This window comes from Rhodococcus sp. 21391 (assembly GCF_016772255.1).
GTDB classification, from domain to species: Bacteria; Actinomycetota; Actinomycetes; order Mycobacteriales; family Mycobacteriaceae; genus Rhodococcus_F; species Rhodococcus_F opacus.
The window spans coordinates 1,174,402-1,186,661 of record NZ_CP063782.1 but is presented as its reverse complement, the minus strand read 5'-3'; the positions used below and the strand labels follow the sequence as shown (position 1 = coordinate 1,186,661).

Sequence of the window (12,260 nt, the reverse complement as noted above, 5' to 3'; positions counted from 1 at the left end):
CCCGGGCGTCCTGCTCTATCGACCAATTCGAGCGGCGCTAAACCAGCGCTAAACCCCTCTCTGCAAGACAGATTCACACGGTAGAAGGCTGACGCAACGGCAAATTCAACTATCCGGCTGGGACGGTCGGCCGAGTGCCGACATCGCGTGCCACGACCATCGGCCCGGCTCAAGCGACGGAGACGATGGTCATTGCCTGCGTTTGTGATTGTTCCTGACGCCGACAAGGACACCTGGATCGGCCCCTGGTCAGAAAGTACCGAAACGCCGACCGGCCACTCCACACCGCCCCCGGGCGGGGAGGCCGCCAGGGAATCGGCATCCGCCCGCACCCCACCCCACAAAGGGCCATCAGTCCTTTAGTCCTCATTGGGAAGGAAGACACCGCCGTTGAGCAGCCGGACGTCGAAGTGCAGGAAGGCGCCGATCTCGATCTCGCCTGGGCTGCCGTCCCCGAGTTGGACCTCGTAGACCGGGGCTGATTCGTCGCGCCGGATCAGTGGATCGGCTGGCTTGGTCAGCCCCGCTGGAGGCAGCCACGCCAGGTGGAACGCGTTGTCAAGGTATGCGACCCGCGGGAGCTGCTTCGAAACTTCCTGGATGCGTTTCGACGGAATCGTAATGTTCATGGTCCCCTCGCCTTTCCAGAAGCTCGGCGGCGAGCCGAGCTTGACCACCGAGTGGAAGTTTGGCGCGCGAGTGATGTGGTGGTCCATAAAGACCTCCTTGGCGTCGCCGTAGAGGATGTACGTGAGGCCGTCACTCGGGTACTTGTCCTCGGGTTCGAAGCGATGGAAGTGCAGCACCCTGTCGATCCGCACCGGTGTCTCGAAGGTGGGAAGCCCGGGAACGTCGATCTCCCGGACGCCGTCCGGGCTGTAGGTGATGGCCGACTTCGGCAGCAGCGAGACCTCGCCGAGGCCGATCTTTTCCATGTCCTGGTGGGCGTGGAAGACTTGCCAACGGGCACATCCGAACTCTCCTTTGCGCGCCTCCTCGTATGCCCGCACGTGCTCAGGCTCGACGATGCTTCCCTGGAGGATCACCTGGAAGCGGTGGCGGGCGTCGGCCATCACGGGTGTATGCGACATGAACAGGCGGCTAGCGGACTGGCCCCCGGTGACGAAGCCGTGATAGTGCGTCATGTGGCCGTCATGGTGACCGGGGTGCCCCGTCGTAACATTGGGTTCGCCGTCGTCCGTCACTGTAATCCGCCCGCGCATCCCGTGGTGGTAACGGCAGACGTAGTCGTAGGTCCCCGGGGTGCCGAAGTACACCGGGGTCGAGTCCTCGCCGGGATGCAGCGCCCCAGCGGTGAAGTAAGGCTCGGCGTCGGGGTTCATCTCCGCCGAGTGGACTACGGAGTCTTTGTTGCGCCACACGACGAACGTGCCCTTGGGCACTGACACCAGCGGGAAGGTGTTGTGCTCGATCTCGGCGATCACTGGATCGGTCATGGTGTTCCCTCTGTCGGCTGGAGTTGGCGGTACAGGTCTGACAATCGCTTGACGTCGTGCGCGAACCAGCTGGCGAGCCAGTCGCGGTACAGGCGGGCCGCGAGTTCCTCACCGAGCTGGGCGCTGTGCACGCCAACGGCGGTGTGGGCGACCGCGATCCCGCTTAGGAGCGCCCGCAGGACCCCGTGGGCCGCTGGATCGAGGACCGCTGCGGCGTCACCCGCGAGGAAGTAGCCGGGACCGGCGCTGGCGGGTACGTGCCGCCAGGTCACGTCGGCCCCGCGCACCCGGCCAATTGCCGGTCGCGCCGCCAGGCACGGCGGCGGGCAGTCGGGCTTCGGAGTGCCGGGGAACGCGAGCCTCGTCCAGTGCACCTGCTCCGATGCAACCTGAGCCGTCCAGGTCCAGCCGTCGCGGTCCCCAACCAGGCAGGGAACGGGGCCCACAGAACCCTGGCAGTAGCCGTAGTAGGCGCGCAGCGGCGGCGACGCGACGTGCAGCGGGAGTTGCAGATGCCTCCGCAACCAGCCGCGCCCTCCACCCGCATCGACGACGAAGCGCGCGGCGTGCCGGCCTGCGCCGACGACGCGGCCTGCGTCTATCCTCGGTGCCCCGGCGCGCTCAGGCTGGCAGACCTCGACACCGAGCACCCTCGCACGGTCGAGCAGCAGCTCGTCGAGCGCCGCCCGGTCGACCTGGTACCCGCGCCACGGCCCATCGGCGTCCACACCGAACGCCGTCACTGTGCTGTGCCCACGCCAGTCGACGGCTTGCTCGTTGTGCCGCGCTCCGGCCGCCGCGGCAACCTGCTCGGCGACGCCCAGCTGCGCGAGGACCGGCCCGACGCCAGGATGCAGCGTCTCCCCTGGTCGGTGACGAGGGAACGTGGAGCGCTCCAGGACCCGCACCCGGAGCCCGGCAGTGGCAGCCGAGATCGCGGCGGCGGTGCCCGCCGGACCTGCGCCTACGATCAGCAGGTCAACGGCGGAGGACATCCGACGTCCACGACCCGCCGGCGCGCCGGCGAAGTGCCCGCGAAGGATCAGCGAAGATGACGATGGGCATCTCGATGCCCACGCGCCTGCGGCTGAAGTCGTCATGCTTGAGGAGGCCGGTGTGGCGCGCAATCTCGAAGCGGTACGTGTACGGCAGCCACAACTCAATGCCCGTGCTGTCGCGGGCCAGGGCGAGGTCTGAGTCGGCGCAGTCGGCGGGCCTAAACGAGAGCACCACCCACTGCCCCTTGTCCGTGGTTGTCGACGCTCCCAGGATCGCGTAGGCCCGCGCAGTCGTGAGCGTCCGGGCAATGTACTCGTCAATGTCCATCGTGCCGATGCCTGCGATGTCGAACTGGTTCTCCCGTGCGGCGACGACATAGTCCGCGTAGGTGAGCGCCGGATAGTCGACACTGCCGTCCTCGACAATCGGCCCGCGCACGCCATCCCAGCCGGTCTGACCGCCGTGGCCGATCAGCTTGTCCGTCAGTGGGGTGGTGGTGGGGTAGCGGGGCGAAGGCTCGAACGTGCGCGTGATGTCCGGGGCCACGGCTGGCCAAAACGAGCTGAGCGCCGCGCACAGTTTGGCGTCCTCCGGGAAGGGCGAGCCGAGCCCGTAGGTGGCGAGGAAGTCAACGCCCGGCAGGACCTCCACGCCGTTTGTCGCCTCCTCCGAGGAGCGGTCGACGCCGACGTCCCATCCCGGGGCGAAAATGCCGGACGCGGCGTCGGGGAGCGTCGAGACGCGGTCGGCGGGCATGCAATCAATCTGGGTGGGTTCGCCAGCAGACCCGAGCGGGCCGACAATCGCGGTCATGGTGTCGTCGTCGCGCTCGAATCCGGCGCCTGTGAGTTCGAGGTTGGCCGCAAGGCGCTGGTCCGACAGTGCCTCCGGGCGGCCCGGATACTCCGGCCAGATCGTCTCGGTGAGCGTCGGCGGCGCAGAATCGTCCGTCCAGCGCATGAGATCGCTTTGAATCACCCGCGGGAGGTAGTCCGGCGTCGCCACCAGCGAGTACGCCGGCAGCATGCGTGGCAGGACGAGTGCTAGTTCGGGGCACTCGGCGGTGACCCAGCCGTCGCCAGTCGGGTCGGTGTAGTGCTGCGCGCGGTACCCGCCTCGCCGGATGACCTCCGACATGTCGGGCTGCTGGTTGAGATCAATCTCCTGACCGTCCTGCCACATGTGGCGGACATGGACATACTCGGGCGCCGCGCGACCGCCTGTTGGCTTGCTCAGCAGGTTCAGGCTTGAGCCGCCCATAACTGGGTAGAGCCGCCACGCCCCGGGGGGGTCGGTCGTCTCGGGTACCTCGAAAGTCAGTGGAGCGCCGTTGTAGATCGCACGCTCCACGAGCGAGGCGCGCGGCTGCGGAACCAGCAGCCCGGCGCCGTCGTCCACATCGTTCGAGAACTTTGCGATGCCGCTCGTGATGACAAACGGAGCACGGCTGATGTCGGGCTCCCCCCAACCGGCGTCGTGACCGTGCGACAGGAAGAACAGGTGGACGCGCCGCAGCTTCTCGTTTACGTGGGACTCGGTGAGGCGCAGGGTGAGGCTGTGCCCGCGCAGACATTCGTCGCCGGAGAAGAGCTTGTGCAGCGGTATCCAGAACCGGCGCTCGGAATCGCCCGGCTCGATGAACCGCATCGGCCCGTGTGCGTTCGCATGTCCTGGCACCCGGGCGGCGATGTAGGCCGCGTACCGGCACGGCAGCACTCGAACCGCATGCCCGTCGCCCTCGACGAACGGAAGGTACCCGCGCGCCTCAGCCCCGTAGAGGACTGGGGACGTGCCGATGCGTGCGACGCCCGTACGCGAGAAGCACATATCCGCGTGACGCCGGTGGGCTGTGCCGTCGGCCGGGCGATATTCCCTGGCGTACACGACGATCGCCAGTGGGGCTCCTCCGGCCTGCTCGCGTAGATCCTCGACTGACGGAGGCCGCACCCCGTAGACATAGTTCTCGACCGCTTCGATCTCCGCCGGTGTCGGATAGACATCCAAACCGCGTACTCGCGGTGATGCAAGCGCGTGAAACATCAGGCTGCGGGCTGGGCTCCCCGGCTCGATGCCGCGCACACCCTCGGCCGCAAAATCCTCGAAGCCCGGCACCGAACGATCGATGCGATCAAGCGGACGACTGAGTTCACCAGCGAGATCGTCCGCGGCGAGGTCGAGCCCATGGCGCTCCCGCAGTAACTCCAGCCAGCCCCCGCGCGCGAGGCGCCCGCAAGCCGAGCGCACCGCGTCGACGAGGAAGCGATCTGTGGCACGAACGGTTGTGCGTGACATCTACACCTCCAAGGATGCGCGCCCTCCGATGGATGGCACGCTGGAAGGGGCTACCTCGCCGACTTCCGGGCACATTGAGACCAGTCTGTTTCATCTCCATCGTCCTCGCCCCCAGGGACAGATGTCACTGATCGTTAGCCTCTCGAATGTGTGAAGCAAGCGGGCGGCTTGCGCTTTCAACAACCCCGTTACCTTATTCACGGTCCTTCGCAGAAGGGCTACGGTCGCTAGACCCGGTATGACTCCTTGCCCCTGTCTCTCGCATGATCCGGGGGGTGGTCTCGCCGGGTGTGGTGGCGTCGACGGACCGCTGATAGACCTCCGATCAACGTAAGTCGTCAAGTCACTGCTGGTTCCGCACCATGGACGGAGCCGGGAAAAGCCTTCGATTCGTCGTAGGTTTGGTTGGCTTGAAGACAGTGATAGAGCTGGCCCAGGAGTCGGTTGAAGACGTTACGGAGTGCGCCGGCGTGCCGGTCGCCGTGTGTTCGGCGCCGGTCATAGTGGTCCTTGATCGGACAGGTCGCGGGATGGCGGCGAAGACCCAGACGAAGCCTACTGCGGCAAGTCGATTGTTCTTCACGTGACGGTGGGTAACGCAGGTGCTGCGCCCGGACGCCCTTGTGACGGGTGCGGAGCCGGCGAATGCCTTGAGCCCGCGAGCGTCGGCAAACCGGCCGCGGTCGTCGCCGATCTCTGCCAAGACCCGGGCGCGGTGGCCCCCCAGGCCGGGAAAGCTGGTGACGATTCGGTGGTCGGGGTGCTGCCGGAATGCCTCGGTGGCTGCCTCATTGAGGTTATCGGCATTGACGCACTCGATATTCAGAGTTGCCAGCAACGCGCTTGCCTGACGACCCAACGCCGTCTCCACAGCAGCGGTTGTCGCAGTTGTGGGCGGCGAAGTGCGTCCAACATACGGATCGCGGTGTCCTCGAGCCGAGGTTGCCGACCACCCTTGCGTAATGTGGAGATGATGCGGGTCTTGATCAATCGTGCACCCAGTGCCGGTGTCGGCGCGATCGCGAGTATCGCGCGGGCGTCTGGCATCGCAAGGTTTGTGTGGCCGGCGCCGGCGAATGCGTCGAGGAATCCCGGGTAATACTCGCGCAGCAGTGCCAGCAGCTCCTGGGTGGCCTTGCTGCGCCGCCAGATCGCGTCCTGCGCGGCGCAGGCGAGATCCGCACAATGCAGCGACCAGCAGGCCGCGTGAGGTCTCGATCGCCACGGGAATCGGTACTTCGGGCGTGTCGCCGGACTCCGCCAGTAGTCCGAGCAGCTTGCCGAATCATTCGGCGCTGTCATCGATCCGGTGCACGTAATGCCGGTGTGCGCCATCCCGCATCTCGAAATGGGCAAGACCAGAAGATCGTGCGGCTAGCCTCATATTGTCCACCATTGCGGCCTCCTCGAAGGGACTGAGCATGGGTATCGTCGGCTGGATCCTGACCGTGATCGGAATTGTGTGCGTGTTGTTAGGCATGATCGGCGGAGCGCGAGACATGTTCCGTCGGCAGAACGAACCCGGGGCGCAAGCGGCCTTGCCCACCGAGGTTGTCAAAGTCATCGGCAAGATCGTCGAAGCCCCGACATTCAAGATGTTCTTCGGGGGCGGCCTACTTCTGATCGCGATCGGCCTCGTCCTCACGGGCGCTGACGTTTTCACCAACTCATGAAGTACGACTCCGTACTCGGACTTCAAACAGAGCTCGAGCGCGGCCTCGCCGTCGAATCCCGAGCGGAGGCGTGGCACGAGCGCCCCGGAAAATATTGGCTCGGTTCGGCCGTCCGCGACGAGCTTGCCGGATTCGGTAACGCCCTTCTCGGGCAAAGCTTCCTGGCCGCCGGATCATTCTCGGACACACTACGGAGGGTTTTCGTTGCTCCGGCCCCAATAAGCACCCCGCCGATGCTTGGCGTCGCACAGGGCCGCCACCGCAGCGACTACCGGCTAGCGATCCGGCTCGAAACTGACCAGGAGATACGGTCGTCCCAGGTCGAGCGAATTATGCAGAAGGCGCGGGGTGAGGTCGAGGTGCGCGTCTCGGGACGCATTCGGCCGCTTGTTGGGCCCATCGCCCAGCTGCGCGGCCGGTGTCGGCCCCTGCGAATGGGAGCTTCCGTCGCACATCTCGCCACGACGGCCGGAACAGCCGGCCTTTTTGTGCAACGCCCCGGAGGACCCACCTCGTTGTTGATGTCGAACAACCACGTGCTCGCTAACGTCAACAAGGCCAGAATCGGTGACCCTATCCTCCAACCAGCACGCAGCGATAGCGGGAACGCAAAAACAGACCTGATCGGAACCCTGTACCAGTTCATGCCTCTGCAGCGGGACGGCATCAACCTCGCCGACTGCGCACTGTGTGAGCTCCAGAGCGATATACCCGTCGATTCCGCGGGATTACCGGATGGTGTCCGCCTGGAAGGGGTGGCGTCCGTGCCTCCGGACGAGTTACTGGGCGCCGACGTGGGTAAGACTGGGCGGTCGACCGGAACCACGCGTGGCACAGTGAGCGCGGTCAATATGAGGCCGCGGGTCTGGTATGGCAGGAAGCGTTTGGAGTTCGCCGGTCAATTCGAGGTCGAAGGCGTGGGCGGTGCCCCGTTCAGCGGCCTGGGCGACTCCGGCAGCCTGGTCTATCAGGTGTCGGGCGGCTCTGCGCGCGGGCTTGGGCTGCTTTTCGCCGGAGGTGGCGCTGCGGACGTCACCTACGCCAGCCCTCTGGCACCCCTGCTTGCTACACTTGATGTTCAACTAGCACCGTAAAGTAGGCAACGGATGGCGACTTACCGACAAAGCGAGGCCGCACAGGAGGTTGCCTGGCGGCTGTTTTCCGGCGATGACAACGTCGCCGCCATCGGTATCGCGAAGGTCGGAGACGAATTCGGCCTACGCGTCAATGTAACCGAGCCGGAATCCGACCTGCCCGACGAAATCGACGGTGTGCCGGTCACCGTCCGGGTAGTGGGAAAGATCTCCGCCCGGAGCTAACCAGCTCCGGTGCCCCCGATTAGGGCCCTCGAACTGTTGCGAATCGACACGTCCGCTTCGGACTCACCCCTAGACTTGCTGCTCTGCACTCAGAGTTGGGCGGCCCAAACCGGCCCCACACCACGTCGAACCAGCGGCACGCAATCGCCGTATGTGACCGAGCGTCACGTCCCCATCGGGGCCTAGGTGCGATAGGCGTCGGCGCGGTTCTCCTCGTTGATCAGATACAGCACCCGGTACGTACCTCGGCGGGCGCTGCAAGCCGGCGCGAGCGGTGGATCCACAGGTTTCCCAACCCGCCGCGGATTCTCCAGCAGCGGACCGGTGACGAACTCGAACACCGCGGTCGCGACCTTCTCCGGCAACGACGTCGCCAACGACCGCGCAGCCGACCGCGCCATCACCAACCGATACCCCTCGCCTGGCTCGCGCACTCCCCGGACGACCGAGCATCACGCATCAGCCGCGCCAGCCCCTGCGCATCGACGACATCCCCACCCTCGACCTCGACCTCGACCCGGCCTACGAGATGCGCAGCCAACAGATCGGTATCCGACAACACCGCGATCGTCTCCCGCAGCGCGTCGTAATCGTCGGCGCCCAGCAGGACCGCGGCGCGGTGCCCATTACGGGTGATCTCGAACCGCTCATGCGTGCGCTCGCCCTCATCGACCAGCGAGGAACGTCACCAGCTTCGCGCAGTCCTGCGGCACACCGAGGCGTCCCAGAGGTGTGAAGTCGATCATGTGCGCCTTCTGCTGTTCGGTCATCCACCCGGTATCGGTCGGTCCGGGATTGATCGCGGTACAGGCCACTCCCAGATGGGAAAGCTCACGGGCGCGACCAGCGCGATCAGACAGTCGGCTCCCACGGGTTGAAGCAGCGGACGCCGAGCGGCTCGAAGTGCTTGGTGTTACGCGTCGCCACCGTCATCTCGGCGGCCTGCGCGACGGCGGCGATGAGAGCGTCGTCGAACGGCGCATGCTCGGGCACCCGGTAGGTGGCCAGCACCCGTGCGGCCGGCAGATCGAACGGCAACACACGGTCGGCGAAGGCCGGCAGCACCCGCTCATCGAGCCACCGGCGCAGGACCCCTCCCTGCGCCGGGTCGGATCGCTCCTTGGCGACCACGCCCCGCTCGATCTCGGCAATGGTCATGGCCGTCACGAACTGGTCGGCCACCGGCACCGACGCCGCCCAGGCCTCCACCGACCAGTAATCACTGGGTGCAAGAATTCGCTGCGCTGGCTCCAACCGACCCCGCACCCGCGTGACACCGCAAACCGACGACGACGCAGATCGCGGCCTGCCAATTGATGCGTGAGATCACCGTGAAGAACACGCGATGGGCGGAACACGAAACGTCGTTCGCACGGGAACCGCACTCTCGGAGGACAATGGCACGCTTTCCGAGTCCTCGATGCACGAGATTGCAGTCGGAGGCTGCCCGTAGTCTGCTGCTCATGGAACACGAGACGGCCTGGTTGCCGCAGGAATTGCAGTCGGTGGCGTTACGCCTTGCGCGCGCCGACCACGCCACGTACCAACTCGGCGAACTCTCCCTCACCTGGTCACGGGAAGCCCTCCAGATGCAGCAGGCCGATCGGGGGAACGGACAACTCGACGTCGTCGTCTCAGGCGTTCGGCCGATCCCACCCCTTGCTTCGATGCTGTTCAGTGAGGCCATCAACCATCTCCGCGCCGCAGTGGACAACACGCTGTTCCATCTTGTCGAGTCGGCGCGTGACGAGATGGTTCCGGAGAAACAGGCCCGCGAGATCGCGATGCCCATTCACGAAGATCCAGAGAAATTCACGAACTGGCAGAGCCAGAAGCACAGCAAGGGCCTGGTCGAGCTGGGTCGAGGCACTGCGCTCGGAGACCGCATCGAAAGTCTTCAGCCCTACGCCGACACCACGGCACGCGGGGCGACGCTCTCTCCCCTGCTCGCACGCCTCATGGACGTGCCGGCCGAGTACGCCCACCCCCTGGTCCTTCTGCAGAAATACTCGAATACCGACAAACACCGGACCATCCGAACAGCCGGCGCACGCTCCATCGTCCAGCGCTCCGACGAACCGTTCTCCACCAGCGACCGCACCATGCGCCCAATCACCGTTGGCGACGTGCTCGCCTCCACCCGCCGCGGCAATCTGGTCGAAATTAGTTGCCACACTGCAATACTCGTACAACGCCCGGATAGTGACACCTGGGTTTCACCAGCTTCCGAGCTGGACCAAATCCACCGACACATCGCAGACATCGTCCTCCCGACACTGGTGACGGGCTTCGCGCTCCCCAACACACTTCCCCCCCACATCGACCTCGGAGACACGGGCCAGACCATCTCCGAGCGGATACGATTCGGGGGCTCGACGCCAGCACACCTGCGGATGGCCGAAGTCTCGCAGGCCGCACTCATGGAGAGCTACGCAACCGCCCCGGCCGACCTGTCAGCATCGTCGGGAGAAACACCAACCGGGTAGCCCGACGCAAGGCCCGAGCAGGTGAGCAGTCGGAACCTCCCCTGCCTGCCGCGATGCGGATCGCCTTTCTGCTCGGCGGTCTCGAACCCCGATTGAGGACCCAGGCCGGACAACCCCGCCGAGGTATCAGGGATCAGCGATCGGCACGGACTGCCTCGAGCTGGCAGGGCTGCCGCGAATTCTACTCACCGCCACTTCTTGGTGGCTTTGGCTACCTCCGCGAGTGCCTGCGCTGCTTCACGTATGGGCTCTTCACCCTTCAGACCAAGGGTATCTATCCACACCTTATGGACGCCTGCGGCAGCAAAGTCCTCGTCGGGCATCCACCCGTCCGCGCGGTCGAAGTGTTCGTAAGAGCGAAGCGCGTCTGCGTAGAGGCCGTGGGCCTGCGCTTCGAACGGGAGGAGGAACCGGTGTAGGAGTGAGATCCTGTACTCCGTTCGCAGAGCGAGCAGCTCGAATGAGCTTGGGTCACCGACGAAGGGAAGCAGTATCGGTTCGAGAATTCGTCGGACCGGAACTGTGTAGGTGAACGGACCGTACTTCGACTTGAGTGCTTCGTAGACTCCGTCTGTCAAGACGTACACGTCGTACAGTTCCTGGGCCGCAGTCACTTCGACCTGAATATGCCCGGCAGAGTTGAAGGTGTCGGGTGGCGCCGGCTTGGTCGCATCACGATGCAGGCGGATGAGCAGGTCGTCCCGACGTGCCTGCGTCGTTGCGAAGCTCGCAGCCTTCAGCACCATATAGGCCGGGAAGAGTGTGAACTTGCCCCACTCGATGTGGACTGAGCCGCCGGACAGGCGTCTAGGATAGCCGCGCATGAGTTGTTCGACGGTCCAGATCCACAGATCGTCGTGCGCCCGTTGCGTGTCGAGGGCGATCCCCGTCGCGACGAGGTGCAGTAGCGTGTCGACCTCGCGTAGGGCCGTATCGATCTCATCCTGCCAGTCGACGGGCTTCCCGGGGGTCGGGGTCCGGGATCGGGTGTCGAGGTAGGCGCGCACTCGCTCGACCTCGCCGTCGAGGAGGTCGCGTAGTTCCAGTCGCCGCACCGGGTCAGGGAGGCAGCGCTTGAGTCTGGCGATAGCGAGATCGCGGGTGAGTGGTGGTGTTGCCATCCGGTCCAGTAGCTCGAGCCTGGTCACCAGGTCCGGGAAGAATTCGTCGGCGGCCGCGTTCTCGATCACCCCGCCTCGTCGGGCGTCGACTATCGAGTGGGCGTTGTCGCCGAGCGCACCGACCGTCGACCAGTACAGCGGATAGCGGCGGGATTTCGCACGCCGTACGGCGGCGACCAGCGCTTTGTCCCAGTCCGCGGACCAGCCGCTGGTGAGGAGACCGTACTCGTCGAAGATGCAGTCGAGGAGGTCGTCGAGGTCATGCTCGTAGGCTTCGAGTTCGGCGTCGGTGTTGAGAAGGTCGATCCGCTTGTAGTCTCCGTGCACTTTGATGATCGTGCACGCGCTGTGTCGCAGTGGCTCGCATCCTGCGATCATGTCCGGTGCAGCGATCACCTGCGGGGCGATGTTGAGTCGAAGAAGCGCCTGCTCGATCAGGTCGTCGAAGTTGGTCGTGACGATGACCCGGACGGTTCCCCGCTTGACCAGTTGGGCGATCGCGTCGTGCGCGGGGGCGGGCACCTTCTTTCCTTCTTCACGTTCTTGGTCGTCGGCGGGGATGAAGAACGGTGCGAGCAACCGCCGGCGATCGGAGGGGGACATGCCGCTGGCCTCGAGGACCGAGCCGTAACCGAGATCGACTCCGGGATACTTCGCCTTCCACCACTCCTCGACGTCGAAATCGGCGCCCGGCTCCTCGCGAGTATCTGTCGCAGCCATCCGTCGAACCAGTTCGACGATGACACCCCACCCGGTCAAGACTCCGGCGCCCATGGATATTCCTGAGCCCACGAGCAGTGCATAGACACCAGGACTGGCATGCATCGACATCGCCAACATGGTGCGGGGATCGAACGGCGGCGACGGGGTGGGTGCGCTCATAGTTCCTGAGACTATGTCGTTGCGCCCACGT

General features: G+C 65.3%; 11 protein-coding genes and 2 pseudogenes. 4 read left to right on the top strand and 9 right to left on the bottom strand.

Features of this window, described 5'->3' with window-relative positions; translation table 11 throughout:
* Positions 1-359: 359 nt before the first annotated feature.
* The 4 genes and pseudogenes from GO592_RS40380 to GO592_RS46780 all read right to left on the bottom strand — a co-directional run.
* Positions 360-1,445, bottom strand: coding sequence for a cupredoxin domain-containing protein (locus GO592_RS40380; protein ID WP_157234299.1), 1,086 nt, complete (start codon positions 1,443-1,445; stop codon positions 360-362).
* A gap of 8 nt (positions 1,446-1,453) precedes the next feature.
* A complete protein-coding gene (locus GO592_RS40375) occupies positions 1,454-2,452 on the bottom strand; it encodes an NAD(P)/FAD-dependent oxidoreductase (protein ID WP_007299299.1) in 999 nt (332 codons plus the stop codon).
* On the bottom strand, positions 2,436-4,748 hold the full coding sequence (locus GO592_RS40370) for a hypothetical protein (RefSeq protein WP_063709738.1): 2,313 nt from the start codon (positions 4,746-4,748) through the stop codon (positions 2,436-2,438). The genes GO592_RS40375 and GO592_RS40370 overlap by 17 nt, the downstream gene beginning before the upstream one ends.
* A 338-nt stretch (positions 4,749-5,086) precedes the next feature.
* Positions 5,087-6,033 (bottom strand): annotated as a pseudogene (locus tag GO592_RS46780) (transposase); the annotation flags it as partial.
* A gap of 136 nt (positions 6,034-6,169) precedes the next feature.
* Between GO592_RS46780 and GO592_RS40360 the strand changes: the two are divergent.
* Genes GO592_RS40360 through GO592_RS40350 form a run of 3 tightly spaced genes read left to right on the top strand, consistent with a single transcriptional unit; the run spans position 6,170 to position 7,740 of the window.
* Positions 6,170-6,421, top strand: coding sequence for a hypothetical protein (locus GO592_RS40360; RefSeq protein ID WP_007299301.1), 252 nt, complete (start codon positions 6,170-6,172; stop codon positions 6,419-6,421).
* Positions 6,418-7,515 carry a hypothetical protein gene (locus GO592_RS40355; protein WP_007299302.1) on the top strand — a complete coding sequence of 366 codons (1,098 nt, stop codon included), beginning with the start codon at positions 6,418-6,420 and terminating at the stop codon, positions 7,513-7,515. The genes GO592_RS40360 and GO592_RS40355 overlap by 4 nt, the downstream gene beginning before the upstream one ends.
* Positions 7,516-7,527: 12 nt before the next feature.
* Entirely contained in the window at positions 7,528-7,740 is a 213-nt protein-coding gene (locus GO592_RS40350; RefSeq protein ID WP_007299303.1) for a hypothetical protein, read from the top strand.
* Positions 7,741-7,922: 182 nt separating this feature from the next.
* Here GO592_RS40350 and GO592_RS40345 read toward each other — a convergent pair whose 3' ends face one another.
* From GO592_RS40345 to GO592_RS40330, 4 genes and pseudogenes are all read right to left on the bottom strand, one after another.
* Complete coding sequence (locus GO592_RS40345) at positions 7,923-8,141, bottom strand: type II toxin-antitoxin system RelE family toxin (RefSeq protein ID WP_007299304.1); 219 nt, start codon at positions 8,139-8,141, stop codon at positions 7,923-7,925.
* Positions 8,141-8,377, bottom strand: a complete 237-nt coding sequence (locus GO592_RS40340; RefSeq protein WP_237720536.1) for a type II toxin-antitoxin system Phd/YefM family antitoxin — start codon at positions 8,375-8,377, stop codon at positions 8,141-8,143. Before GO592_RS40340 ends, GO592_RS40345 begins: the two co-directional genes overlap by 1 nt.
* A 28-nt stretch (positions 8,378-8,405) precedes the next feature.
* Positions 8,406-8,579 (bottom strand): annotated as a pseudogene (locus GO592_RS40335) (SDR family oxidoreductase); the annotation flags it as partial.
* Positions 8,580-8,592: 13 nt separating this feature from the next.
* Positions 8,593-8,949: a PIN domain-containing protein gene (locus tag GO592_RS40330; RefSeq protein WP_007299306.1), complete on the bottom strand. Its 357-nt coding sequence runs from the start codon at positions 8,947-8,949 to the stop codon at positions 8,593-8,595.
* 380 nt (positions 8,950-9,329) lie between these two features.
* On the opposite strand from GO592_RS40330, the gene GO592_RS40325 reads away from it, so the two are divergent.
* On the top strand, positions 9,330-10,226 hold the full coding sequence (locus GO592_RS40325; RefSeq protein ID WP_202715245.1) for a hypothetical protein: 897 nt from the start codon (positions 9,330-9,332) through the stop codon (positions 10,224-10,226).
* A 185-nt stretch (positions 10,227-10,411) separates the two neighbouring features.
* Here the strand turns inward: GO592_RS40325 and GO592_RS40320 are convergent, their stop codons facing one another.
* On the bottom strand, positions 10,412-12,229 hold the full coding sequence (locus tag GO592_RS40320; protein ID WP_007299308.1) for an SIR2 family protein: 1,818 nt from the start codon (positions 12,227-12,229) through the stop codon (positions 10,412-10,414).
* Between the last annotated feature and the right edge of the window lie 31 nt (positions 12,230-12,260).